Annotated in this window: 19 protein-coding genes and 4 pseudogenes; 9 read left to right on the forward strand and 14 right to left on the reverse strand. The window is 71.5% G+C overall.

The features are described from left to right. Positions 1–69: 69 nt before the first annotated feature. From ACU610_RS01885 to ACU610_RS01920, 8 genes and pseudogenes are all read right to left on the reverse strand, one after another. Positions 70–231: a hypothetical protein gene (locus tag ACU610_RS01885; protein ID WP_446766027.1), complete on the reverse strand. Its 162-nt coding sequence runs from the start codon at positions 229–231 to the stop codon at positions 70–72. Beyond that, positions 213–2,699: an NACHT and WD repeat domain-containing protein gene (locus tag ACU610_RS01890; protein WP_446770684.1), complete on the reverse strand. Its 2,487-nt coding sequence runs from the start codon at positions 2,697–2,699 to the stop codon at positions 213–215. The genes ACU610_RS01885 and ACU610_RS01890 overlap by 19 nt, the downstream gene beginning before the upstream one ends. Before the next feature lie 27 nt (positions 2,700–2,726). Next, on the reverse strand, positions 2,727–3,134 hold the full coding sequence (locus ACU610_RS01895; RefSeq protein ID WP_446766028.1) for a toll/interleukin-1 receptor domain-containing protein: 408 nt from the start codon (positions 3,132–3,134) through the stop codon (positions 2,727–2,729). A 607-nt stretch (positions 3,135–3,741) separates the two neighbouring features. Next, a complete protein-coding gene (locus tag ACU610_RS01900) occupies positions 3,742–3,978 on the reverse strand; it encodes a hypothetical protein (protein WP_446766029.1) in 237 nt (78 codons plus the stop codon). 55 nt (positions 3,979–4,033) lie between these two features. Continuing rightward, positions 4,034–4,729: a toll/interleukin-1 receptor domain-containing protein gene (locus ACU610_RS01905; protein ID WP_446766030.1), complete on the reverse strand. Its 696-nt coding sequence runs from the start codon at positions 4,727–4,729 to the stop codon at positions 4,034–4,036. A 564-nt stretch (positions 4,730–5,293) separates the two neighbouring features. After that, on the reverse strand, positions 5,294–5,719 hold the full coding sequence (locus tag ACU610_RS01910; protein WP_446770685.1) for a histidine phosphatase family protein: 426 nt from the start codon (positions 5,717–5,719) through the stop codon (positions 5,294–5,296). Between the two features lie 20 nt (positions 5,720–5,739). Further along, positions 5,740–5,925 (reverse strand): annotated as a pseudogene (locus tag ACU610_RS01915) (histidine phosphatase family protein); the annotation flags it as partial. Between the two features lie 501 nt (positions 5,926–6,426). Next, a complete protein-coding gene (locus tag ACU610_RS01920; RefSeq protein WP_446766031.1) occupies positions 6,427–9,231 on the reverse strand; it encodes an AfsR/SARP family transcriptional regulator in 2,805 nt (934 codons plus the stop codon). 207 nt (positions 9,232–9,438) lie between these two features. Here ACU610_RS01920 and ACU610_RS01925 point away from each other — a divergent pair, with 207 nt between their 5' ends. From ACU610_RS01925 to ACU610_RS01935, 3 genes are all read left to right on the forward strand, one after another. Further along, positions 9,439–9,957, forward strand: a complete 519-nt coding sequence (locus ACU610_RS01925; protein ID WP_446766032.1) for a hypothetical protein — start codon at positions 9,439–9,441, stop codon at positions 9,955–9,957. A gap of 864 nt (positions 9,958–10,821) precedes the next feature. Continuing rightward, positions 10,822–11,997 (forward strand): hypothetical protein, encoded by a 1,176-nt coding sequence (locus tag ACU610_RS01930; RefSeq protein ID WP_446766033.1) that lies wholly within the window; start codon positions 10,822–10,824, stop codon positions 11,995–11,997. 678 nt (positions 11,998–12,675) lie between these two features. Further along, positions 12,676–13,011 (forward strand): histone-like nucleoid-structuring protein Lsr2, encoded by a 336-nt coding sequence (locus tag ACU610_RS01935; protein WP_446766034.1) that lies wholly within the window; start codon positions 12,676–12,678, stop codon positions 13,009–13,011. 451 nt (positions 13,012–13,462) lie between these two features. Here ACU610_RS01935 and ACU610_RS01940 read toward each other — a convergent pair whose 3' ends face one another. The 3 genes from ACU610_RS01940 to fxsT all read right to left on the reverse strand — a co-directional run bounded on the left by ACU610_RS01940 (position 13,463) and on the right by fxsT (position 17,732). Next, a complete protein-coding gene (locus tag ACU610_RS01940) occupies positions 13,463–13,912 on the reverse strand; it encodes a PGPGW domain-containing protein (RefSeq protein ID WP_446766035.1) in 450 nt (149 codons plus the stop codon). Positions 13,913–14,529: 617 nt separating this feature from the next. After that, the gene (locus ACU610_RS01945) at positions 14,530–15,156 is read right to left on the reverse strand and encodes a histidine phosphatase family protein (RefSeq protein ID WP_446766036.1); all 627 of its coding nucleotides are present in this window, start codon (positions 15,154–15,156) and stop codon (positions 14,530–14,532) included. Between the two features lie 41 nt (positions 15,157–15,197). Continuing rightward, positions 15,198–17,732 carry an FxSxx-COOH system tetratricopeptide repeat protein gene (fxsT, locus tag ACU610_RS01950; RefSeq protein WP_446766037.1) on the reverse strand — a complete coding sequence of 845 codons (2,535 nt, stop codon included), beginning with the start codon at positions 17,730–17,732 and terminating at the stop codon, positions 15,198–15,200. A 1,632-nt stretch (positions 17,733–19,364) separates the two neighbouring features. Here fxsT and ACU610_RS01955 point away from each other — a divergent pair. Beyond that, complete coding sequence (locus ACU610_RS01955) at positions 19,365–20,126, forward strand: dihydrodipicolinate synthase family protein (RefSeq protein WP_446766038.1); 762 nt, start codon at positions 19,365–19,367, stop codon at positions 20,124–20,126. A gap of 6 nt (positions 20,127–20,132) precedes the next feature. Here the strand turns inward: ACU610_RS01955 and ACU610_RS01960 are convergent. The 3 genes and pseudogenes from ACU610_RS01960 to ACU610_RS01970 form a co-directional block, all read right to left on the reverse strand. Next, positions 20,133–20,905 (reverse strand): annotated as a pseudogene (locus ACU610_RS01960) (hypothetical protein). Next, the gene (locus ACU610_RS01965; RefSeq protein ID WP_446766039.1) at positions 20,863–21,237 is read right to left on the reverse strand and encodes a dihydroxy-acid dehydratase domain-containing protein; all 375 of its coding nucleotides are present in this window, start codon (positions 21,235–21,237) and stop codon (positions 20,863–20,865) included. Before ACU610_RS01965 ends, ACU610_RS01960 begins: the two are co-directional and overlap by 43 nt. A gap of 200 nt (positions 21,238–21,437) precedes the next feature. Continuing rightward, positions 21,438–21,683: pseudogene (locus tag ACU610_RS01970) on the reverse strand (dihydroxy-acid dehydratase domain-containing protein); the annotation flags it as partial. Between the two features lie 177 nt (positions 21,684–21,860). Here ACU610_RS01970 and ACU610_RS01975 point away from each other — a divergent pair. The 5 genes and pseudogenes from ACU610_RS01975 to ACU610_RS01995 all read left to right on the forward strand — a co-directional run bounded on the left by ACU610_RS01975 (position 21,861) and on the right by ACU610_RS01995 (position 25,677). Further along, positions 21,861–22,895, forward strand: a complete 1,035-nt coding sequence (locus tag ACU610_RS01975; protein WP_446766040.1) for a zinc-dependent alcohol dehydrogenase — start codon at positions 21,861–21,863, stop codon at positions 22,893–22,895. A 292-nt stretch (positions 22,896–23,187) separates the two neighbouring features. Continuing rightward, positions 23,188–23,693 (forward strand): annotated as a pseudogene (locus tag ACU610_RS01980) (helix-turn-helix domain-containing protein); the annotation flags it as partial. Positions 23,694–23,767: 74 nt separating this feature from the next. After that, positions 23,768–23,962: a hypothetical protein gene (locus ACU610_RS01985; protein WP_446766041.1), complete on the forward strand. Its 195-nt coding sequence runs from the start codon at positions 23,768–23,770 to the stop codon at positions 23,960–23,962. Between the two features lie 682 nt (positions 23,963–24,644). Further along, on the forward strand, positions 24,645–25,133 hold the full coding sequence (locus ACU610_RS01990; protein WP_446766042.1) for an Hsp20/alpha crystallin family protein: 489 nt from the start codon (positions 24,645–24,647) through the stop codon (positions 25,131–25,133). A gap of 151 nt (positions 25,134–25,284) precedes the next feature. Continuing rightward, complete coding sequence (locus tag ACU610_RS01995; protein WP_446766043.1) at positions 25,285–25,677, forward strand: hypothetical protein; 393 nt, start codon at positions 25,285–25,287, stop codon at positions 25,675–25,677. The last annotated feature ends 34 nt before the right edge of the window (positions 25,678–25,711 follow it).

Genomic DNA, 25,711 nt, shown 5'->3' on the forward strand with positions numbered 1-25,711 from the left:
GCCAAGAGGCGCTTGTCGCGCTGGATGTCTTCGGGCGATGCAAGTTACGTATCGTAACGACCGCGGCGGTCACCGCGGCCTCGTCACGTTCTTGCAGACGTCGACGTACTCAAGCCCGGGGACGTAGCTTTCCCATTCGCTGCGGCTCAGGCCGCCGCCGGTGATGAAGCAAGCGCGCTTCATGACGTGATCCCGGAGATCGATGAGGCCGGTCAGGTCCCACAGCCGCACAAATCCGTCGTCGCCAGCAGAGGCAAGCAGGGGGGGCGGTCGGGGGCATAGGCAACCGCCCAGACCGTGCCGTCGTGGCCAGTGAGCGGGGCGCCGAAGGGCGTGGGCGCGGCCGGGTCAGGGGTGTTCCACAGCCGGACGGTGCCGTCGAGGCCCGCGGAGGCCAGCAGAGACCCTTCGGAGGCGAAGGCCACCGCCCTGACTCGGCCGTCGTGGCCGGTGAGCGGCGTACTGAAGGGGATGGGATCGGCCGGATCGTCGAGGTTCCACAGCCGCACGGTCCCGTCATCACCGGCCGACGCGAGCACTGGGCGGTCGGGGGCGAACGCCACTGCTCTTACCGTGCCGTCGTGGCCGGTGAGCGGGGCGCCGAGGGGAGTGGGCGCGGCCGGATCGCCGGTGGTCCACAGCCGCACGGTGCCGTCGCCGCCGGCGGAGGCCAGGGTGTTGCCGTCGGGGGCGAAGGCCACCTCCGTGACGGGGCCGTCGTGCCCGGTGAGCGGAGTGCCGAGAAGGGTGGCGGCGGCCGGATCACGGATGTTCCACAGCCGCACGGTGCCGTCGTCGCCGACCGATGCCAACAGCGACCCGTCGGGAGCGAAAGCCACCTCCGTGACCGGGCCGTTGTGGCCGGTCAGCGGGCCGCTGGCGAGGGTAGGGGCGGCCGGATCGCTGGAGTTCCACAGCCGTACCGTGCCGTCGTCGCCGACCGAGGCCAACAGCGACCCGGCAGGGGAGAAGGCCACCGCCCTGACCGGGCCGTCGTGGCCGGTCAGGGTCCCCGTGTACGGAGTCGTGAGCACGTTGTTCACCAGCGCCGATCGAGTCTCGGGACTGTCATGCATGTGCACGGCGGCTTCGTTGAGCCGCAGCGCTGTGCGGGGGTCTCGGTCGAGACGGGTTTCGGCCTGGGCGACGAGTTGGCGCCCGGTAGCTAGCCGTAGGCGTTCTTCGGCTACACGTTGCTGGTCCTGCGCGGCGTCCTGCCGATCGAATGCAATAACTGCCAGGCCGAGCGCGAGGAGAAGGAGGGTCGATAGGATGGTGACGGCCCGGCCGCGGCGACGCCGGTCGCGGCGGATGCTCGCCCGAAGAAAGTCCCGCGTCGGGGCACTCAGTTCGACGCGGTCGGCGACCAGGATCCGACGCCGGCGTGACCACCGGCTCGCCGATTCCGCATCTGGACCTGGCACCTCTTCGTTGGATGTGCTTCCGCGCGTCGTGCGGCCGCTCCGAAGGCGTGCGCCGGTGTCGGCGAGGGCGGCGGCGAGTTGGCCCCGTTCCCACAACCGAGCGGGCGCGTGCCGGTGCTCGGCCCACTCGGCCGCGGCCCGTTCCACCTGGCGGCGGGCGCGAAGCGCAGCCGTGGAGGCGGTGATCGCCTTCTCCAGCGGTGGCCAGGCGCTCAGGAAGGCTTCGTGGGCGACGCCGAGGACGACGTGGTCGTGCTCAGCGTCGGTGGTGAGCAGGCGGCGGTCGATGAAGGGCTGCAGCTCGGTGAGCACCTGGCCGGGTAGCTCGTCGCGGCGCACGCGCCAGCGAGTGGGGCGGCCTTGTTCGTCGACGGTGACCAGCCGCAGCAGCTCCCGGATCACCTGGTCGCGGTCGCGCCCACCGGCGGTGACCGCGTCGGTGAGCGCCACGTCGGCCTGCCCGGCCAGCGCGCCTTGCACGCCGCCGAGCTGCTCGTAGCGGGCGGTGGAGAGCCGGTCGCCGCCGGTCACCCCGTCGGTGAGCTGGGCGAGGGTGTAGGCCAGCAGCGGCAGGGCCTCACCGCCGCCGGTGTCGGCGACCAGCCGGGTCGCCAGGTCCGCGTCGATGGCGATGCCCGCGCGATCGGCCGGGCCCTCGATCACCGCGCGCAGCGCCTCCGACCGCAGTGGCCGCACCATGTGGGTACGCGCCGGCAGAACGGACAGCTCCGGACTGGCCAGTACTTGATCGAGAAATTCTGGGCGCAGGGTGGCCACTACCTGTACCGAATCGGTGAGCGCGTTGCGCAGCAGCTCGGCGAAGCGAACACGTTCCTCAGGGCCGGTCTGGGTGAGCAGCTCCTCGAACTGGTCCACCAACGCCAGCAGATGCCGGCGACGCCGTCCGGGCACGGCCAGCAGCAGGTCGTCGACCAGCTGGACAAGCTCCCCGTCGTTGAGCCGACGGGTCACGTCGGTCACTGTCCAGGCCAGGCCGAGCTGGCGGGCGGAGGCGGCCAGCTCGCGGGCGAGTGCGGCCACCGGGTGGGCGCCGGGCAGGATTGCCGGTAGCGTCCACCACTCCGGTTCGGCCGCCATCACCGGCAGCAGACCGGCCCGCACCAGCGAGGACTTGCCGCACCCGGACGGGCCAACGACGATCAGCGCCGCGGGATCCGCCCGCTCGGCCGGAGAACGCAGCAGCATGGCCAGCTCGTCTACCTCCCGGGCGCGGCCGAAGAACACCGAGTGCTCGTCGGTGTCCAGCGGACGCAGCCCCGGAAAGGGAGAGCGGTCAGCTCGTCAGCCGGATCCGCCTGCGGCGTCCACGCGCAGCAGCGCCTCGGCCACCTTGGCTCGGGCCTCGGCCGCATCGGTGGTCATGTCCACGTACTGGACGGAGTTCAACAGCGGATGCCGCACTCCCCGTTCGACTCGGACGGGCAACAGCCGGCTGCCTCGCGACTGGGCGATCCCGAGCTCAGCGCTACACCACGGCGAATCAATGTAGGCCGAGGTGAGGACGCACACCATCGCGTCGGCCCAGCGCGGCCGCTCGTGCAGCCGCTGCTGCCATTCCTCGCCGGCAAGGATGCCGTTGGATAGGTCCTGGTCAAGAAACGGTTCGTGGCCATCCTCGACCAGCCAGCGATGCACCTCGGCGGCGAGGGCGGCGTCTTTACTGGCATGGCTGACGAAGACCCTGGCCATCGTCCCTCCCGGCGAAGTGCGCCGTGTCAAGCCCAGAGTCGCGAAGCGGCCACAGGGTCAACGTCAAGTGCTTAGACGGCTGAGCCCTGATCGCCGTTTCGATGCCTGGGCGCCTCTGGGTCTGAGCACGGTTCGTGACTTTCGGAGCGCCAAGAGAGCCCCGCTGATACCGCCTTCGGTCAGCGTGGTGGGCGGCGCTCGGCCTCCTCGGTGCATCCCGGGCTCGTGCAGGTCGTCACAGGGATCCCTCGCTGACGTTAAGCAGCGATCCGGCGGCGGGCGGCCTCGCGGCCGGCGGCCGTGTGAGGCGCGGGGCCGTTCTCGCGGACGTAGTGGGCCTCGGGCGTCTCAGCTATCCAACTGGTCAGGCCGTTCTCGGTGGGGTCCGCGGGACTCCTCGCGGGCCGCCGCAGCGGCCTCCTCAGCGGTCAGCAGGTCATCGCCGTGGCCGCGAGCACTGCACGCATCAGCACCCCGAGTGCCATTGGCAGCGCGCCGCGCCCGAGTCCGCCGGCGGCAGGTCGGTCTGCTCCAGATAGCCGGCGGCCTGAGCGGCGGCCAACGGCAGGTCGCCGAGCTCGGCGGAGCCTGTCGGCCAGCTCCTCGCTCAGGCCCGGGATGCGGGCGCGCAGCAGGCGATCGTCTCGGTGCGGGTCAGCACGTCGACCTCCAGCCGGCCGCCGAGGGCTCCCCAGCCGGGGGCACGGGAGGTGATCAGTACGTCCCCTCGCCCGCCGGGCCGGAAGGCGGCGACATCCTGTGGCCGCTCGGCGTTGTCGGAGATCAGCAGCCAGCGGTCCCGGCCTCGCAGCTCGGCCAGCAGCCGCTCGACCGTGTCGGCCACGGTGGGCCCCGTGGGGACATCGAGCCGAGCGGCCAGGGCGCGAGCTGGTCCGGGATCAGCACCGGTTGTTCGGCGTCAAGCCACCACACCAGGTCGTAGTCGGCGGCGAACCGGTGGGCGTACTCCAGGGCCAGCTGGGTCTTGCCCACCCCGCCGAGGCCGTAGAGCGCCTGCACCACCAGCGTGCCCTCGCCGGTATGCAGCCGCCGGCGCAGCTCGGCGAGCATGCCGTCCCGCCGGTGAACCGCGGATTGCGGGGCGGCACCCGCCACACCGCCGGCAGCGCGCCGGCGAAACCGGGCTTGTCGGTTGGCGCCGGTCCGGCCCTGGGGAATGGCGGCGCGGCTGTGGGCCGCCCACCGGTCAGCCGGGCGCGCAGCCGGGCGGCTGCGGTGGTCTCGTCCAGGCCGGTCAGGTCCAGGTGGATCAGCGGCGCGTACAGCGGTGGCAGGCGCACTGGTTCGATGAGCACCGGCACGATCCGCCCCTCTGCCTGCTGGGCGAATGCCGCGCGCAGCTCGGCGCCCCCGAACGCGGAGGCGAAGTAGGCCTCGGTGCACACCGCCAGCAGCCGGCCGGCCCGCTCCAGCGCCTGCTGCATGCGGGTCACGAAGTCCTCACCCGGCGCCCAGTCCCACACGGCCAGCTCGACGCGATAGCCGGCCTGCTGCAGCTGCCAGGCCAGCCATTCCGCCCAGGCGGTGTCCCGCCCGGCGTGGCTGATGAAGGAGTCGGTCCCCGGACCGCTCACGCACCAGTGCTACACCCATCACCCGCGGTACGCGAGACCCCGTCCATCGAACATGGAGCCGCCTGATCGGGCGGTGCACCGGCGCCTCGAGCGCGCCGGAGAGATCCGCGGATCACGCCGCAGCGCCAGGGGACTCACCGTTCCCACGACGAGGCGCACGAGTTCGTACGTCTTCGTTCGCAGCGGCCGACTCGGTCGCTTCGCCGCTGCGTCGCCTCCGGGCATCGGCTGGCCGCCGCTGGTGACCAGCGCGTGATCGGATGTTCCTAGCCCCCTTGGAGGCCAGTGCGGACTGACCGTTGGCGGTCGGTGCTCGCTGCCACCGGTTGGCCGACATCCGGGTCACCCGAAACCGGGCCGCGACCTGCCGGTCGCTGACGGCCTTCTCAATCCCACTTCGCGGCGGCCAGCCGAACCTGTTCGCGCCGGGCGCGCTCCTCAGCGGGCAGCCCGCCACCCTCGGGGTATCGCATGCCACCGGCACCGCGCAGGCTGCGTTGGCTGCGTTGGCTGCCAGCAGCATGCGTAACCCCTGCCATTGATGATTTCTCCCCGCCGGGCGGACTACACCGCTGCCGGGTGCGAGGTGTCGTTCGGGGTCACCACGGTGCGGTTGTGAAAGAAGCCGTCCTGTTCCAGCACCGTGATGCCTCGGTTACTGGACCGCAGGTTGACGTATCCGGCTGACGCCAGCGGCAGGTGGATCCACGCGGTGACGACAAAGGTCAGTGCGAATCCGTGCGTGACGACGACCTGCTGGGAGCATGGGCGGGACAGGATCTCACTCACGGTGGCGTAGATCCGGGACGCGAACTGGTGCTTGGTCTCCGCCCCGTCGATGCCGTCGTGGCGGTGCACCAGGTCGCCGGTTGAAGGCGGCGGCACGAACCGCTCCTCGAGCCAGGTCTGCGGCTTGCCCTCCGCCACGCCGTAGGACCTCTCGCGCAGGCTCGCGAGGAGGACCGGTTCCACGCCAAGCCGCTGCGCGATGACCCGCCCGTCTGGACCGCCCGTGTGAGGTCGAAGAAGTAGAGCTCTACTGCGGCGTCGACGGGAACGAGCTGGCGGATCCGCTCGGCGATGGCGGCAGCCTGGCGCAGCCCGCGCTCGGTGAGCTTCGAGACAAACCAGCCGCCCACGAACGCGGACACGTGGTGGGCGGCCTCGGGATGCGTGATTACGTACAGCCTGCGCACCTGTCCCCTGCCGGTCGACGCATGGACCTACAGGAATCGGCTCTGGGCGCCCTCGGCATCCCGCTGCCCCGTGCGAACGGTATCCATCCAAGCCTGAATAGGCCTATCAGCTGCAGAAGTCCGGTCGGCATCCTCACCGGCCCCTGAGACGCAAGTCCTGGTCCGGACCGTGGTCTCACTGGTGCTCTGCTCGATGGGCTACGCGGATCGCCGCCTGGGCCGTCCGCGGGGTTGTCCCGCCTGCCCATCAGCGACGGCCCCGCCGTCGACGTGGCGGGCTCGCTGGTCACTCGCGCGGACGGGCAGCCCGCCGCCGGCCCGCTCCACGTAGTCCCGTGCGCAGGCCGACGGCTCCACGCCCGCTCGCGCGGGGCGACCGACGCGGGTCAGATCCCGCAACGAACCCGGCCGCCCGCTGGCGGTCGATGCCGACCAACCGGTGCCGGTCCAGCTCGATTCGTCGCGTCGGCGCGGATGGGCCGTGACCTGGGCAAGCCCAGGTCACGGGAGCCGGTGGAGTCTGGTGCGGACCGCGTCGGCGTCGGGGTGGCGCAGGTCATCGAGGATGCTCAGGGCCTGCTGCCAGGCGTCGCGGGCGGCCTGTGGGTTGCCGGTGGCATGGTATGCGTCGCCGAGGTAGGTGAGGATGTCGGCATCGCCGTACGGGTCGAGCGCTCGCCTGAGGTGCAGGGCGTGTCGATAGCAGTGGATGGCCTGGTCGGGGTCGCCGAGGGCATGGTGGACCGCGGCCAGGGCGCTCCAGGTGTTGGCCTTGCCCTCGCGGTCGGTGATGTCGTCGAGGTGGGCGAGGGCGGCCCGGCGGAAGGCGCGGGGGCCCCCGGTGGCTCGATCAGCGGGGGCGGTTGGTGGGGTTGGATGGGCGGTGGGGCGTGCCGCCCGGAATCGGTCCACGGCTTGCCAGGCGTGGTCGAGGGCCTCGGGGCCGCGGCCTTGGCGGTGCAGCACCCAGGCGAGGTCCTGGTGGGCGTGGGCCTGCGCCCGGGGATCCCCCACGAGCTGGTACAGCGCGATGGCGTGCCGGTAGTGCAACGCGGCGTCATCGAGGTCGCCCAGCCGGGCGCGGGCGCGGGCGAGGGCATGGTGGGCATGTGCCTGGCCGGTCCGATCGCCGCTGCGGACGGCGGAGCGCAGCGCCAGCCGCTGAATGGCCTGCTGCTCGGACCAATGCCCGCCGGAGTTCATCGAGCCCCACAGCACCCAGGCCAGCTGCCAGGCGTGGCGGTCGAAGCCGGCGGCAGCAGCCCGCTCGACGGCGGCTAGCAACACGGGGCGTTCGACGGAGCAGCAGGCCTGGATCTGCTCCGCGGTGGGCGCCAATTGGGGTGTGCTGCCCTCGCTGGGTGGGGGCAGGTCGATGTCGAGGCCGTCGTGATCGATCAGCCGAACGACGGCGTGGGCGGTGTGCAGGTAGTGGTCGAGCAGCCGGTGCAGCGCCGCGCGCCGGTCGGTGTCACTGTCCTGGGCGTGGGCGTGTTCGGCGGCGTAGGCACGCAGCAGATCGTGGAAGGCGTATCGGCCGGGGATGTGTTCGTCGAGCAGATGGGCGTGGGTGAGCGCGTTCAGCAGCGGCCGCACCTGCGCGGAAGGCAGGCCGGCGAGGCTGGCCGCCGCGGCGGCGGAGATGTCCGGGCCGGGCGCGAGCCCGAGCAGCCGGAAGAGCCGGGCCGCCGGCGGGTCGAGGTGCCGGTAGGACCAGGAGAACACCGCGCGGATGTCGACGTCGTCCAGGGTGCAGGACAGCGCCTCGAGGCGGACCTGGGCATCGCCGAGTTCGTCGGCAAGCGCGGTCAGCGGGAAATCGGGGTGGGTGGCGGCGCGGGCGGCCACGAGCGCCAGGGCCAGCGGCAGCCCGGCGCAGGAGGCGATGATCTGCTCGACGGCGGCCGGTTCGGCGGCCATCCGGTCCTCGCCCAGGCGGCGGCCCAGCAGCCGGCGCGCCTCGGCCGGCGTGAGCAGGTCCACGGTGAGCGGCCGGGCGGCCGCGGTGGCGACCAGGCCGGACAGCCGGTTGCGGCTGGTGACCAGCACCAGGCAGCCGGGGGCGCCGGGCAGCAGCGGGCGGATCTGCGCAGAATTACGGGCGTTGTCCAGCACGATGAGCATCCGCTTGCCGGCCAACCGGCTGCGATACAGGGCGGTTAGTGCGTCCGGGTCGAGCGGTAGCCGTTCCGGCGGCACGCCGATGGCCTGCAGAAATCCCCGGATCGCCGCGCCGGGATCCAGCGGCGATCCGCTGGGGTCGAAGCCGCGCAGGTTGACGTACAGCTGCCCGTCGGGGAACCGGTCGGCGACCCGGTGCGCCCAGTGCACCGCCAGCGCGGTCTTGCCGATCCCGGCGGTGCCCCCGATCGCGGAGATCACCACCGCGGTCGCCTGGCCGCCGGCTTGGTCGAGCAGCGCATCAAGGCGGGCCAGCTGCTCGGCGCGGCCGGTGAAACCGCACGCATCCAGTGGCAGGTGCGCCGGCACGACGGCCGCGGCTGCGGGGGAACATTCGACGGGTGGTGCGGGCTCGGCGGACGTAGCTGCCGGTTCGGCGGCGGGCCGGGGCGGGTCGGGCTGGCCGCGCAGCATGGCCTGGTGCAGTTCGCGTAGCTCCGGGCCGGGGTCGGTGCCGAGTTCGTCGGCGAGCAGTTGGCGGATCCGGCCGTGGGCCTCCAGTGCCTCAGCGCTCCGTCCGCAGGCCCGCAGCGCCCGGATCAGCTGCGCGTGCAGCGGCTCCACCAGCGGATGCTCGGCGGTCAGCGCGCGCAGCTCGTCGATGAGCGCGGCGGCGCGGCCGGCCCGCAGCTCCAGCGGGGCCAGGGCGAGCACCGCGGACAGCCGGCGCTGCACCAGGTGCTCGCGCAGCTGGCCGAGCCACCGCCCGGCCAGCCCGGCCAGCGGCGGCCCGGCCCACAGGGCGAGGGCCTGGCGCAGCAGCCCGGCCCGCCGTGCCTCGTCCGTCTCGCCCCGGGCGCGATCGAGCAGCCGCTGAAAGCGGTGCGCGTCCACCCGCTCGGGGTCGAGGTCGAGCCGATAACCGCCGGACCGGGACACGATCCGGGCCGGTGCCTCGCCGGCGACGTCGGGGTGGGTGAGGATCCGCCGCAGCCGGGTGATGTAGCTGTACAGCCCGGCCCGCGCCCCGGCGGGCGGATCCTCGTCCCAGATCCGGTCGATCAGCGTGCCCACCGGCACCGGCCGGCCGGCATCGGCCGCCAGCGCCACCAGGACGGCCTGCTGCCGGGCCGGGCCGGCCTCCACCGCCCCGCCGGCCCAGCGCAGCTGCACCGGGCCGAGCATCCGCAGCTCCACCCCGGTGCCCCCTCCGCGGCCGCCCACCTCATCTGCGGAGTAAGAGCCGGAGACGGATCAGCCAGATACCAGCCGCACCGAGCCGATCCAAGGATTCGCCAAGGATTGCGCCCCACCCGCGGCGGCAGCCTCACTCCTGCCAGACCCGACCACGGGTGTGTCGACACCAGTCACGGAGGACACGAAATGGATCCGATGAGCACCGCCGCCCTGTCCCGGCAGGAGGAGACGCACACGGGGAACGCAGACCACCGCCCACCCGAGCTTGACGTCGCGGAATCCCTACCCGAGCTCGACGTCGTCTCTGCGGAGCCGGTCACCGTCGACGTGGAGGAGGTAGACGGGCCCGACCTGCACTTCTCGAACGAGACGCAGGCAGGTATCGAGGAGCTCGAGGCGCTGCGGGACAGCTTCGACTCCACCTTCGAGTTCGTGAATAGCATGGAGACTCGCAGGTTCAGGACCCGCACGGGTCACCTCCGCGTGAGGATTCGCCACGACTCCCGCCCGCATGCGGCCATGCGCGTGTCGCTGTGGGTCGATAGGAGTTTTCTTCCCGATCGCAGGATTCCCCCGACGGTCTCTTTTCCCAACGGTGGGAGGTGGCACGCCTACACCTGGCGCGACCTTGACCGCAGCAACACCTACTACTTGAGGTTCGAAGCGGGGAGAGGAGGTCGCTACTACCGAGGCCGCAGCAAGGTGAGCGGGTAGGCCTGAACGGTGCGCCCCAGATACATCTGGGGCGCACCGTTTCATGTGAGCCTGTATTCGTGCTCGTGTCCGACGTTCGGCCGGCTGCGCCCGCGGGCGGGAATCAGCAGGGCCGCACACCGTCGCACCTCTGGTATACCGCGCCGGGTCCGAGGTCGCCGCAAACACGATTCGACGAGGTGCTGCCCCGGCGATCCGGCACAGTCGCCGTCAAGCGCTCCACGGTTGGGAACCGGCCGCCTACCACGGTGACCTGGCCTTCTGGTGGTACGGCTCGAGCAGCGTGGTTGACGTGGCGGAGAGGGCGGCGGTCGATCATCTCGCGGTGTCTGTCCAGAGGTATCACGGGCGGCCTCAGATCGCTCCACAAGTAGGCGTGGCGAGCTCATGGCCCCCACGCCGCAAGTCCTTCGAGACCCAAGGAATGTGCGCCATGTCGAGGCAGGCCTGTCCGCGGCATCACCGACCGTCCCGGCACGACCATCGAAAGGCCACGTCAGGCATAACACGGCTGACGGCTGCGGCACTGCTCGGGATCTCGAGTGACGAATTCTTCGACGCCTGGGTCAACGGTGCGAAACGTCACCGAGAGCTCGCTGTCAGGCGACCGGAAGGGGCCCTACGCACATCGCGCCTGAGCCGGCCGAAAGCCGGTCGGCCGGCGCTGCTGGTGAGCGGCCGCGTCTGGCGCAGCGCATAGACGCCCTCGTGACGTCACGACGACGTCATTTCACAAGGCGGCAATGTCTCACATGTTCCTGAGGGGTTGGACACCGTGTGCCCTGACATCTTTCCAGGCCGCCCTGCCCCTGTCCGCCAGAAGAACGTGATTCCTCTTCGAAAGCCTGAAAGGTCCAGCAACTGATGAGCGCCTTGTCGTTTCCACCAGAAAGTAGCCGACACGCGGCTGTGCTGGTGGCCGATAGCGAACAGGCTCCCGCCTTTCCGATCGTCCCAGCAGCGAACCGGCCTTGGCGGGAGGGTGCAATCACCCGGGCCAACGAGTTCGAGGCGCTGACGCTGTGGATGGAGAAGCAACCGGACAGCCTCGAATCGGCGGCGACGTTCTCCCAAGCCGTTCGCTCGCATGTCGAGATCGCTCGCCAGACAGCCATGGATCATCACCTGTGGCGAGGTATCACGGGCGCCAGTCTCCAGCGCACGCAGAGCAATCTGGACGCAGCCGAAGCGAGTCTGCTTCGACTGGCACCCGCTTCGTATCTGCAGGGCCAACTACCGGGCTTCCGGGCCCATGTACGTCGCCACTTGCCCCGTCACGACCCGCGTCGCGCGCGGTTGGAGGCGTTGGCGTCGACACGACCGATTCCTCTCCGACGGCATCGCCGACAGGATCCACCGGCCGAATCCCCCGCTTTCTCGGAGGAGGAGCGCGAGATCATCGTCGGTGCGATGCGCGCGGCCAGCTCCGAGGCAGTCCGCCAGCTGATGCAGGCCAACAGCTTCCGCAATCTACTCGGCGTCACGTCCGTCATGCTGATCCTGCTGGCCGTCGCGGTTGCAGTGCTGGGGATGGTCAGCCCTTCAACCGTCCCGCTCTGCTTCTCGCCCGAGACCAGGGACACGATCACCGTCGTGTGCCCCACGCAGCAACACAGTGAAAAGGCAGGGACCGGCGACGTCGATGATGTCTTTCGTCAGGCAGCGACCGGTGGGGATGCCTTCACCATCGAGGCGCTCGGCCTCACAGCGGCCGCTATCTCGGCAGCCGTGGCCCTCCGAAACGTCCGCGGAACCAGCACCCCTGTCGCGATTCCCATTGCACTCGCGATCCTCAAGCTGCCGCTCGGTGCCCTCACCGCTGTCCTGGGCCTGTTGTTGATGCGCGGAGGGTTCGTCCCGGGCCTCAGCGCGCTTGATTCGTCGGCGCAGATCCTGGCCTGGGCTGTGCTGTTCGGCTACGCCCAGCAAGTCTTCACCAGACTCATTGATCAACAGGCCCACACCGTCCTGGACAAGGTGAGGACTCAAGCCCCGCCGGAGGCACCCACAGCCGCGGCCGCACGCGCGGATGGTGCTTGAGTCAGGCCTGAAGCCGGCCTGGCGGGTCCGGAGGCTCGGGACCGCCTCGGGTAGCTGAAGGCGTGGGGGATGGGATTACGCCAGCTACCACATCACCGTCCACCGCGTCGCACTTGCCCAGCTACCTGCTCATGCCCGCAGTCAGTGGCCGAGAAGGAACATGGTCATCCGGGTGGACGGGGCCGGCGGCACCCACGGTTGATCGAGTGGCTGACCCGCCGGTGGCCGGCCTTCTCGGTCAGCTTCGCCCTACCCGACGAGGTCGCCGACATCCCGTGGACGCTGGCCGGGAGTTGGTGAATAGGCGATGAGGCGCACTGGCATCGGCGAGGTCGCCGGTGGACCGAGGTTTACTGGGCCGACGCGCTCGGTCGACAGGCAGCATCGCCGCCGAGAATGAGGCCGCCGGTGCAGACGACCTGCCTGAGGTAGTGGGTCATCCAGTGGTCCGGGCCGAGCGCCCGGCGGCAGCGCTGCAGCATGTCCTCGAGCCGTCAGTTCACGCTAGCGAGCGACAACCGCAATCGGGCTGCGCCTGATCAGTCATGAGGCGTCACCTTTCAGGCTAACCGCTGTTCATCTCTCTCGACGACGAACGTCGCCGAGGGCTGCTTATTCTCACCCTCACAGGGGTCCATTCGGTTGACAACCCGTCAGCGCTCCTGATCTCTTTGCTGTATGGCTACCAAGACTCAGGTTGTTCTGGTCGATGACCTCACCGGTGACCCGGCCGACACGACCGTGAAGTTCGCGTTGGACAAGACCGAGTACGAGATCGACCTCTCGGATGAGAACGCCGCGGCGATGCGGGAAGGGCTTTCTCGGTACGTTGAGGCTGCGCGGAAGGTGAGCGGCGGCGGACGCCGGAGCGCGCCGGTGGCGGCGAAGCCGATGTACTCCGGGTACGACCCGGCCGCGGTGCGCGCGTGGGCGGCCGGGCAGGGCATCGAGGTCAACGCCCGCGGGCGCATCAAGGCAGACGTCGTGGAGCAGTTCCGGGTCGCCGGCAACTGAGCGCACTGCCTCCGGCCGGCGCGTGCCCGACGGGGCAGGCCGGAGCCGGCGACGGGCCTCCGCCTGCTCAGCTGCTCGTCGCCGGCCTCGGGCTACCCGTCGTCATCCGCTCAACTTGAGCAGGACGTCGGCGTGGCAGGGCCGGCCGAGGGCCAACAGGCGAGGCGTTGGCCGCGCAGGACACGGCGGGACCTCGGTGAGGCTGCCGGACCCGACCCCAACAGGGAGTGGACCCCCGGGAGCTATCCGGGCTGGATGCGCTCCTGCGTGCGATGTCGGTGACCGGCCGTCCGGCGCCGTCGGTACGCGGCAGGTTCAGCGCCGACGGGCTACCGGTGGGCCGCCAGGCCGTCGCCGCACCGCAGGCCGACCGGCTTCTGGGGTGGGGCACGCCTTCAAGCCGGCGCCGGGTCCGGTCGCCGTCGCCCCGTCCTGGGTGGAGTCGTGGTGCTCAGTTGCCGTGTGGCGCGGCTCGGTAGGCGCCGGCCGTGCCCCGCTGGCCCGCCGGGCGGTGCGCCCGGGCCTGCTCGAGCTTCTCCTGGCGACGCGCGAACACGACGGTGCCGATCAGGAAGAGCCCGGAGAGGATGAGCACGACGGCGGTGAACGCATTCATGAGTGGCAGGTCCACGCCGACCAGGGTGAGCACGCCGAGCGCGACCAGCGCCATGGCGGCCAGCACCGCCGCGGCGGCGCGCCACGGGCTCTTGGCGACCTCCTCGACGCCCTCCTGCGCCTTGTCCTTGGCGTAGTCCAGCGGCTTCTTCGCCCAGGAGAAACGCGTGGCCAGCACCGCCAGGCCGGCGGCGACGAGCACGAAGCCGGGACCGGGCAGCACGAGCAGCGCGATGCCGGCGAGGGTCAGCAAGCCGCCGAGGACGGCGACGACGGCGGTCTTCACCGTTGGGTGGTGCCCAGCTCATCGAATCGTCATGCGGCACCGCCCGGTGGAGCCGACCAGCGAGCGCTGGATCGGCCGGCTGCCCCAGACCTCCTTCGAGGTCCAGGACATGCAGACCGAGTTCTGATGGGAGGCCTCGTACCGCGAACAGGCCCGGCTCATCGAGACCGTCAACGACCTCTAGGCAGCCGGTCGCCTGTGTTGCCCTGCATCAGACGCCAGCAGTGTCGACGCTGGGCGGATTCCCGCTACGGCACCGGCCCGGATCAACGCCGTCCGCGCCAAGGAGTACCGCTCCCTGGAGTTGATTGCGGTGGAGATCGGCGTGCAACGGGGCTTCCTCACCTACTTCGTCGAGGACCGCGAGGTCTTCACCGAGCCTGTGGGCCGTCCCCTACGGCTCCTGTCTAGGCGTGACGAACAGGTTGCGCTCGAGGCAGGGCCCGCCCAGCAGCCCGTCCCCCGCCGGCCTCGAGCGCCGGACGGAAGCAGCGGCCACCAAAGGCAGCAGGGGTTCCGAGTGTGGCCCGTGGTGCGAACCCGTCGTCTGGGGCGTGGATCCTGCCCCCTACGAACTGTCCCGATGCGGCCCACTTGGGGACGCCTTCTTGATTCCATCAGGTCAGGTGACCGACGTCATTGAGCATGGCAACCTGGCGGTTGTGGAAGAAGTTGTCCTCGCGCAACAGGGTGATGCCCCCCGGCGAGAAGCGGAAGCTCACAGAGCCCGCTGCCTCGATGGGCATGCCGATCCACGCCGCGATGAGGAACGTGGCCGTGCCTCCGTGTGTCACCACGACCTGGTTCTCCACTTCCGATTGGATGACACGTTCCAGCGCGGCGTATGCCCGCACGGCCAGTTCCCACTTTGTCTCGGCTCCGTCCACGCCCTCGTCGTGACGCATCCGCTCACCCACGGCTGGCGGTGGGATGAACCGCTCGTCCAGCCATGCCTGCGGCCGTCCTCCCGCCACGCCGTAGGACTTCTCTCGTAGGTCGGTGTCGACCACTACGTCGACACCAAGCCGCTTCGCGACAATCTCTGCTGTCCGCCGTGCGCGGAGCAGGTCGGAGGAGAACACCTGCACGGCGGCATCTCCCGGGAACCGGATGGCCAGCGCCTCCGCAATCCGTTCGGCGTGCGCCAGGCCGCGGCCGGTGAGATCAGAGTCGAACCATCCACCAACCAGGTCATCGATGTGGTGAGCGGCCTCCGGATGGGTGATGAGGTACAGGTTCCTCATTCGGGTCTCCTCGGAGTCTTGCGTCGCTGGTGAGACGACTTTCACCACGGGGGAGCACTGGCAACCTGTGTCAGGTACAGCGTGATCGGATGCTCGGGACCGAGCACTCGGCGGCTGCGCTGCAGCGTGTCCTCGGCCAACTCACGGGCCGGTTCCGCCTCGCCCAGCTGCGCCAGGGCATGGGTAAGGGCCCTCGCCGCCCACAGGGTTCTGGCGTGGTCGGGGCCGAGGACCCGGCGGCAGCGTTGCAGGGTGTCCTGGCCCAGCGCGCGGGCCGGCTCCGCCTCGCCTAGTTGGGCCAGGGCGAGGGTGAGGGCGGCCGCCGCCAACACGGTTGTTGCGTGGTCGGGGCCGAGGACCCGGCGGCAGCGTTGCAGGGTGTCCTGGCCCAGCGCGCGGGCCGGCTCCGCCTCGCCTAGTTGGGCCAGGGCGAGGGTGAGGGCGGCCGCCGCCAACAGAGTGATTGCGTGGTCGGGGCCGAGCACCCGGCGGCAGCGTTGCAGGGTGTCCTGGCCCAGCGCGCGGGCCGGCTCCGCCTCGCCTAGTTGGGCCAGGGCGAGGGTGAGGGCGGCCGCCGCTAGCAGTGTGGTCGGGTGGTCGCGGTCGAGGACGTGGCGGCAGCGCTGCAGGGTGTCCTGGCCCAGCGCGCGGGCCGGCTCCGCCTCGCCCAGCCGCGCCAGGGCGATGGTCAGCACGGCTCCCGTCCACAGGGTGATCAGGTGGTCGGGGCCAAGCACCCGGCGGCAGCGTTGCAGGGTGTCCTCGCCAAGGGCGCGGGCCGGCTCCAGCTCACCCAGCTGGATGAGCGCCAGACTGAGACTGCTTGCGGCGGACAGGGCATCGGGATGGTCGGGCCCGAGGATCGACCGCCAGCGGTCGAGCAACTCTGCGGAGACGGCACGGCACGCATGGCTGTCTCCGTGGGACTGCAGGTAGCGAATGGTGTTCAAGACCAGTTGCCGGCCGACGGGCGAAGAATCGGCCAGCTGGGCGGTGGCGAGCACGTGCGCGGCGAGCCGGGCGTAGGCGGGCCGGCTGGCCGGGAGCTCAGGGTCGCCAGGGGATGCGGCGGCCAATAGCGCCACCACTTGCTGACGGATGGTGTGTTCCCGGTCAGCGGGAAGCTGCTGGCGGATCACTGCCTGCACCAGCCGGTGCAGCTGAAAGGCGTCGGGGGAGCGGCGGGCCAGCGAGTAGCCGACCAGCGCGCCGACGGTGTCGGCCAGGGCGTCGGGATCGGCAGCGACGGTGCCCAGCGGTTCCTCGATCAGCTCGGCGTGGCCACCGAATAGGCACAGCGGGATGGGGTCGGGGGCGAGGAAGGCGGCCAGCTCCAGCAGCTGCACGGCTGCCGGGTCCTCACCCTGCAGTCGCTCGAAGGACAGCGCCCAGGTGGTGTCGACTCGCCCGCGGTAGCCGACGACCTCGCCGCGGGCCAGCAGGCCGGCGCGGCGCGTGCAGAACCGGCGGAGGTAGTCGGCCGGCGGCAGGTCGGTCTGCTCCAGGTAACCGGCGGCCTGCGCGGCGGCCAGCGGCAGGTCGCCGAGCTCGGCGGCGAGCATGTCGGCCAGCTCCTCGCTCATGTCAGGAATGCGGGCCCGCAGCAGCGCAATGGTCTCGGACCGGGCCAGCACGTCAACCTCCAGCCGCCCACCCAAGGCACCCCAGCCGGGGTTCCGCGACGTGATCAGCACGTGCCCGGTCCCGCCGGGACGGTAGGCGGCGATGTCGGCCGGCCGTTCGGCGTTGTCGAAGACGAGCAGCCAGCGATCCCGGCCGCGCAGCTCGGCCAGCAGCCGCTCCAGGGTTGCGGCGACCGTGGGTCCGGTCGGCAGGTCGAGCCGGGCGGCCAGGGCGGCGAGCTGCTCGGGGATCAGGACCGGTTGTTCGGCGTCGATCCACCAGACCAGGTCGTAATCGGCGGCAAACCGGTGTGCGTACTCGATCGCCAGCTGGGTTTTGCCGACCCCGCCCAGCCCGTAGAGCGCCTGCACCACCAGTGTCGGCTCGCCGGCGCGCAGCCGCCGACGAAGCTCCGCCAGCATCTCGTCGCGGCCGGTGAAGCGCGGATTGCGCGGCGGCATCCGCCACACGGCCGGCAGCGTGCCGGCGAACCCCGGCTTGTCCGGCGGCGCGGACCCCGCACTGGGGAACGGTGGCGCAGCCGTGGGCCGCCCGCCGATCAGGCGGTCCCGAAGCCGGGCGGCCGCCATCGCCTCGTCCAGGCCGGTCAGGTCCAGGTGGATCAGCGACGCGTACAGCGGCGGCAGGGTCACCGGCTCGACCAGCACCGGAACGATCCGCCCCTGCACCGCCGCGGATCGCGCGAACGCCGCACGCAACTCGACGCCCGCGAACTCGGAGGAGAAGTAGGCCTCGGTGCACACCGCCAGCAGCCGGTCCGCCCGCCCCAGCGCCGCGGCCATCCGGGCGACGAAGTCCTCGCCCGGTGCCCAGTCCCACACATCCAGCTCGACGGTGTAGCCGGCCTCCTCGAGCTGCCAGGCCAGCCACTCCGCCCACCCGGTGTCCCGCCCGGCGTGGCTGATGAAGAAATCGGTCCCCCGACCGCTCACGCACCAGCCCTACACCCATCACCCGCCGTACGCGAGACCGGGGCGAATAAGACGCGCGAGCCGCCTCATCGGGCGTGCACCGCCGCCGCGAGCCGCGGAGGCATGACCCGCGTGGGTGAGGGCATGAGGCGCCGAGAAGCGCACGGCCGGACAGGGAGCGCGCGACGAGTTCCAGAACGGTCGGCGCCGGCCAGGGGAAAGCACCTGGGGCCCTCCCCGGATGGGCAGGGGTGCGGCTACCCGCTGCGTGGAGCAGCCCGGGTCTGTGTGCCAGTTTGTGCGCCAGTGGCGGCCGTCCAGGGCCGTTCGCGACCGTTCATCGGCGTCGACAGAGCCTGGCTGACCTGCGCATTCGTACGGGGACGGACGACCACGAACCCCACACCGCCGGACTGTCAGGTTGCACGGCAGGCAGGGGGAGGGGACGGGAGCGCCGCTCTATCCATGGCGGACGTGCGCCCCCAAGGCGCCGGGAGCGAATCCGCGTTGGCCGCGATCTAGATAACGCTAGCCATCCAGCCATGACCCTTCGAGACATCGCCACGCTCAGCACCGGGGCGGTTGGCGACGCCAGGGCCGTGTTCGTACAGGCCAGGACCGCGGTTCTTGACCACCATTTTGACCACCATTGCGCCCGATTCGCCCTCGCCCGCTGCGGTCCGTCGTCGTTCGTATGCCGTTTGACCTGCTCGGACGGACTTCGACGAACTGCCGCGGACACACTGCCGTCGCCTGGGGGTCAAGGGGTCGCAGGTTCAAATCCTGTCAGCCCGACGGTGAAACCCCAGGTTACGGGCAGTTCTCGGGAGACTGGGGCGGCCCCTGACGGCGTTCCGGGGCCATTTGACCACCACCTGACACCAACGTTGTCAGCGATCACCCCGACGTCATCTGGGTGGCGGAGGCCTTCACCCACCCGGCGACGGCGCACACGCTCGCGCAGGTCGGCTTCCAGCAGTCGTACGCGTTCTACGCCTGGCGCCACGGCCGTGCCGAGCCGGGGGAGTACTGCCGCGAACTCGCTGGACCGGCCGCTCCCTACATGCACCCGAGCTTCTGGCCCACGACCCACGGCATCCTGACACCGTTCGTGCAACACGGTGGCCTACGGCGTGGCGGATGCGCCGCCTTGGCGGTGACGCTCGTGCCGGCGCACGGCATGTACGACGGGTACGAGCTCGTCGAGCGCCTCCCTCGCCCAAGGAGCGAGGAGCATGCGGTATGTGGATCGAGGTCGGCGACGACGATGACGTCATTCCGGTCGTGTAGCCGACGCGCTTCGGAGAACACCGAGAATTTGCTGTCATCGGCGGTGTGGAAGCGCAGATTGCGCAGCAGTGCAGCGCGGGGTGGGCTCTCATCGTCGATCTCGCGACACGTGGTCCACCTGGACATGCCTGCGCTCGGCGTCAAGGGCCCGAACGATGCATCGCTCACGATCCCATCACTGCGAGCACCGGAACTGGGCCGAGCATCACTTTGTGCGCGTCGGACGAGATGCCGGGCCGGTGCTCGTCATCCACGTCGAGTGCGAACGGCACGAAACCTCCCCATGCTGACGGCTCCGACCAGGCGGGAGCTCGCGGAGGACTGAGCCGGGCCTGAAAGCGTCCGCAGGGGGAGGATGCGGGCATGCCCTTGTTCACCGGCGTTGGCGTCGCCCTGGTCACCCTCTTCCGCGACGATGGCGCTCTGGACGCGCCGGCCACCGCCGACCTGGCGGCGCAACTGGTCGGCCTCGGCGTGCGCTGCGTGCTCGTCGCCGGCACGACGGGGGAGGCGGCCGCCCTGACCGCCGAGGAGCGGGACGCGCTCGTCGGCGCGGTGCGGGCGGCGTTGCCCGCCGAGGTACCCGTGCTCGCCGGTACCGGTGCGCCCACCGGCCGGCAGGCGGCGGAGCTGACCGAGCGCGCCTTTGCCGCGGGCGCGGACGCCGTCCTGGCTCTCTCGCCGCCCGGCGTCGCCGACCCGCGGCCGTACTACGAGGCGGTCGCGAAGGCCGCCACCCGGCCACTGCTGGCGTACCACTTCCCGGGTGCCGCCGCACCCGGGATCCCCGTCGACCTGCTGCCCGACCTGCCGGTGTCCGGGCTCAAGGACTCCTCGGGGGACGCCGGCCGGCTGCTGCGCGAGCGCGACGTCTTCGCCGGTGACCTCTACACGGGGGCTGCGACCCTGGTCGGGCTGTGCGGCGCGACCGGGGCCGCCGGCGCGCTCGTGGCGGCCGCCAACATCGCCCCCGAGGAGTGCGTCGCAGCCTTCGGCGGGGACGCGCAGGCACAGCTACGGCTCGCGGCCGTCGACCGCACCGCGTCGGGCGACTTCCCGGCGGGCTACAAGCGGTCGACCGCGGAGCGCTTCGGCACGTCGGTGGTCACCCGGGTGGGCGGCTGAGCGCGCTCAGTGGGACTCGCGACTCACCGCCGACCCGCTGGAGCCGACGAGGAAGTCCGGGTCGGCGCCGGTGTCGGCCTGTAGCACGTGGCCGACGTCGAGCCGCTCCCAGCCGCGTCCAGGGTCGGCGAAGCCGGCGACGGTCGCCTCGCTCGGCCGTCGCCGCGCCAGTTCGTCGTCCGGGACCTCGACGTCGATCCGCCGGGCCGCGACGTCCGGCGTGACGATGTCGCCGGTGCGCACCAGGGCCAGTGGGCCGCCGGCGGCCGCTTCGGGCGCCACGTGCAGGACGACGGTGCCGTAGGCGGTGCCGCTCAGGCCGTCGCACACCCGCACCATGTCGCGCACGCCTTGCTCCGGCCGCTTCTTCGGTGGCGGCATGTTGGAGACCTCGGGCATGCCGGGGTAGCCCTTCGGGCCGCAGCCGCGCAGGACGAGCACGGAGTCGGCGTCGACGTCAAGGTCGTCGATGCGGGCGTGGACGTTTCGATGGAGTCGAAGACGACGGCCGGCCCGCGGTGCCGCATCAGGTGCGGCGATGCTGCGGCCGGCTTGATGGCCGCACCGGACGGCGCGAGGTTCCCCCGCAGGACGGCGATGCCGCGGTGCTCGACCAGCGGCTCTCCACGGGGCCGGATGACCTGCGCGTCCCAGATGGGAGCGTCGTCGAGGGTGTCGACCAGCGGCTTGCCGGTGACGGTGAGCGCGGTCGGGTCGAGCAGGTCGCGGACCTGGTTCAGCACGGCCGGCAGGCCGCCGGCGCGGTGGAGGTCCTCCATGAGCAACCGCCCCGCCGGAGCGGGTCGACCAGCACCGGCACGCCGGACCCGATGCGGTCGAAGTCGTCGAGCGTCAGGTCGATCCCCAGCCGGCCGGCGATGGCCAGCAGGTGGACGACGGCGTTCGTAGACCCGCCGATGGCGGCCAGCGCCACGATCGCGGTGGCGAAGGACGCCTCGGTCCGGAAGGTCGAGAGCCGGCGGTCGGTGGCCACCATCTCCACCACCAGCCGGCCCGTGCCGTGCGCGGCCTCCAGCAGCCGGCTGTCCGCGGCCGGGATGCCGGCGACCCCGGGGACGACGGTGCCCAGCGCCTCCGCGACCAGTGCCATGGTCGAGGCGGTGCCCCAGCGTGTTGCAGTGCCCGCGGCTGCGGACCACCGCCGGTTCGGACCGCGAGAACTCCTCCGTCGACAGCGTGCCCGCACGGACCTCCGGAACACGTCGGTGCCACAGCCAGCGGCACCCCGCGGAAGGTGCCGGTCAGCATGGGGCCGCCCGGGACGACGACGGCGGGCAGGTCGACCGAGGCGGCGGCCATGAGCAGCAACGGGATCGTCTTGTCGCCCCCACCGAGCAGCACCAGCCCGTCGACCGCGTTGGTCCGGAACACCTCCTCCATCTGCATCGCGACCAGGTTGCGCCAGAGCATCGCCGTGGGTCGGACCTGGGTCTCACCCAGACCGAGCACGGGCAGCTCCAGCGGGGCGCCGCCGGCGGCGTGGACACCGTCACGCACCGCGGCCGCAACCTCGGGGAGGTGACGGTTGCAGGGCACGAGATCGGAGGCGGTGTTCGCGATGGCGATCTGCGGGCGGCCGAAGGCGTCGGGCCGGGATGCCGCGGCGCATCCAGGCGCGGTGGATGTAAGCGTTGCGGACGTCGCCGGAGTCCCACTCCGCGCTGCGGAGGGTCACAGCCGCCATCCTCGCTCTGTGCTGAGACGGTGGTACAGATGAGCGCTTCCACCATGCGGGCCTTCGTCCTGACCGGGCCCGGGCACGGCGCGGTGCACGAGGTTCCCGTCCCGGTCGCCGCTGCCGGAGAAGTGGTCGTCACGGTCGACCGGGCCGGGGTCTGCGGCACCGACGTCGAGCTGTTCACCGGGGAGTTGGCCTACCTGAAGACCGGGCACTCCTCCTACCCGTTGCGGCCCGGTCACGAGTGGTGCGGTCGCGTCACCGCGGTGGGCGACGGAGTCGATCCCGCCTGGCTGGACCGGCGGGTCATGGGGGACACGATGCTCGGCGACCAGGTCTGCCGCCGCTGCCGGCGGGGGCAGCAGCACGTGTGCGAGGAAAGGCAGGAGGTGGGCATCAGGGGCGATCGGCCCGGGGCGCTGGCCGAGCAGCTCGCCGTCCCGGTGTGGTCGCTGCACGAGCTGCCCGACTCCGTCGACCCGGCGCTGGGCGCGCTCGTCGAACCCGGCGGCAACGCCTGGCGGGCGGCGCAGGCAGCCGGGGTCGTCCCCGGCGACCGTGCGCTGGTGATCGGCCCAGGGACGATCGGGCTGCTGACGGCGATGTTCCTCCGTGCGGCCGGCGCCGAGGTGCACCTGCTCGGCATCACCGCCCCCTCGCTCGATTTCGCCCGCGGTCTCGGCTTCGCCGACGCCTGGACCCCCGAGACCCTGCCGGACCTGCCGTTCGGCGCCGTCGTCGACGCCTCGACCGCCGCTGGGTCCCCGGCGGTGGCCCTGGACCTGGTCGAGCCCGCAGGCCGGGTGGTCTGCATCGGCATCGCCGGCACGCCGAGCACGATCGACACCCGGACGCTGCTGCTCAAGGACGTTACTGCGGTCGGGATCCTGTTGGCGTCCCCGGGGCTGGCCGCCACGATCGCCGCTTACGGGGCCGGTGAGGTCGACCCCCGCCCGCTGGTCGCTGCCACCGTCGGTCTCGCGCAGGTCGGCACCGTGCTTGCTGGTGGGCGCCCGGAGGGCAGCGGCGCCGGACCCAAGGTCCACGTCGACCCGCGGCTCCGCGTCTGAGCGGAGCGGCCAGGGTACAGCGACCCCGCCAGCCGGGATCAAGAGCCGCGACGAATCAGCGACGCCTCGCTGTGCATCGTGGCAAGACCCCGACGAGTGCGTTGCAGTACTCAGTGGTTCATCACAGATGATGGTGCAGGGGTCGGTGACGCGTTCCCTAGCTGTACTGACCAGCCACGTTGGTCGGGGACGTATGACCACACGATCTGACTGACTGATCTGGTGGAGGGAGGACCTCCGGACGTGGAGTGGAGCTGCTGAAGGTGACCACTCACACGACCCGGAGGTCCTCGTGGCCCACGCTGATGCCGCCCGGACTCCACGCCACCGTCTCAAGCTCGCGAAAGCGATCATCGAGGACGGCTGAACGGTCAGCTACGCCGCGGCGGTGTTCAACGTCGCCTGGCCCACGGCCAAGCGCTGGGCCGAGCGCTGTCGCACCGCCGGCGAGGCCGGCATGGCCGACCGGTCCAGCCGGCCGCACCGCTGCCCGTGGCGCACGCCGGCCCCGGTCGTGCGCAAGATCGTGCATCTGCGGTGGAAGAAGCGGCTCAGGCCGGTGGCCATCGCCGACCGGCTCGGCCTGGCCCCTCCACGGTGCACGCGGTGCTGGTGCGCTGCCGGTTCAACCGGCTCTCGCACATCGACCGGCGCACCGTTAAACCGATCCGCCGCTACGAACACGACCATCCCGGGTCGCTGCTGCACGTCGATGTGAAGAAGCTGGGCAACATCCCCGACGGCGGGGGCTGGCGCTACGTCGGCCGCGCCGCGGGCAAGCGCAACCGCGCCGCGAGCAGCCGGTCGATGGCCGGAACGGTGACCTCGCGCAGCCGCAGCCGCAGCTCGCCGAGGTCGGGCAGGACGTAGGCGTGCACGGCGGACCGGTACCGGCGCTCGGTGTCGGCGGCCGGTTCGCTGCCGTCGACCTCGGCCGGCGGGCGGCCAGCGCGCTGAGCCGGCTGTCGACGGGCACCGGCGGGGTCTGGGTGCGGCCGCGGTCGCGGAGGGCCTGGCGCAGCCGCCGCTCGGCCGGCGCCCGGCTCGGCCCGAAGCGGACGACGTAGCGGCGGCGGCCGTCGAGGTCGCGGAAGCTGGCGCCGGCCTGCACCCGGTTCCTGTCGAGCACCTCGCAGCGGATCGTCCCGAAGGTCCCCACGGGCAGTGGCGGCCTCCCCATGACGACTCCTCGCGCTCCCGCGGTGGTCGGCGCCCGCAAGCCCCGGTCAGCTTCCGGGGTGCGGCGGTGTCGGACCAGCCATGCCAGCGCCGACTGGGGACGAGTCGAGACCGGAGCGGGCCCTCACCCTGCCCGGCGTCACCTACGGCCTCCCGTGGGCGACCGAGCTTGACACCGCAGATCCGCGCGGCAGCAGACCGCATGCACGGCCGCACGGCCTGCCGACGCGGCACGCCGCCGGCGAGGTCCTCGCCCTCGGCGGACATTCCCTGCAGCTCGTCCGCCGGACCGGATGACGGGTGGTGGCCCCCGCCGCACCAGTCAGGCCGCGGGACGCGGCGCGGAGGCGGCAGTCCCGATGTGTCCCAGGAGCGCTGCCGCTCACCTCCGCGGCTGCTGACGGCCGACCCGGCCGGTGGCCCCATCGCGGCAGGCGGGCCCCGCATGCGCACACCGAATCTCAGTCCCAGAGTTGAGGGAATCTGTGTTGACCGCTGTAAGTTGTGGGTAGTACGCGGGTCGCCCGCGGACAGGGACACGACCGCACTGGTCAGGAAGGAGAGATGACCATGAGCGTGATGCGTTTCGAGCCGTTCGGGGATCCCTTCCGGGCCTTCGATCGGCTGACCAGCCAGCTGGTGTCGGGGCGGCGGACGCCGATGGGCATGCCGATGGACGTGTGGCAGGCCGACGACGGTTACCACGTCGCGCTCGACCTGCCGGGTGTCGACCCGGCCAGCGTGGAGATCACATGTGAGCGCAACGTGCTGACCGTCCGGGCGAATCGCAGCGCCGAGTACGAGGAGGGCCACAACGTCTTGCTGGCCGAGCGGCCACAGGGCACCTTCACGCGTCAGCTGCAGGTCGGGGACGCCTTGGACACCACCAAGGTCGCGGCCACTTACGAGAACGGCGTGCTGGTGCTCACCATCCCGATGGCCGAGTCGGCCCAGCCGCGCCGGATCGAGGTGCAGACCGGCGGTGGCCAGCAGCAGCCGTCGGCCGGTGACTCGCAGGGCAGCGTGAAGTCCGGCGGTGCGAGCGGCCAGCGGAGCTGAGCTGGGCAGTGGGCGGTGCGCGGGCCCGGCGGCGGGCACGCGGCCCACCGCCCACACACGCCTGGGGCACGGCGGGCTGTCCGAGGCCCCATCCGCTCAGGCAGCTCCCCAGCGGTGCCGCGGCCATGACTTCGAGAGGAGGCGAGGAGTGGTGCTCAAGGAGGTTGCGGTGGAGCGCTACTGCTTCACCTGCGCCGGCTGCGGACACACCTGGAACACCGACTACGACGTGCAACACGTCGAGGACGGGCACGGCCTGACCTGGGAGTACTACTCGCTCAACGGCATACCGGTGCCGTCCCCGACTGCGCGCGGGGCACTCAGCTGTCCGCGTTGCGGGGCGACCTGGATCCACTTCGAGCTCGTCGCCGTGCGCAACGTGCCGCTCGTCGAGCCGGCCGACGGCCAGGCGGAGCCGGCGCGACCCCGCCAGCGCCTTGACGCCGAACGGCAGGCCGTCCGGGGGCGAGCCGCGCTGCTGCGCGGCGATCGGCCCGCGACCGAAGGGCCGGTCCGCGGTGGCCCGAGCGGCGTCGAGCCCTAGCACGGCCACCGACGCACGCCGGTGAGTCCCCGTG

This window comes from Geodermatophilus sp. URMC 61 (genome assembly GCF_052931555.1).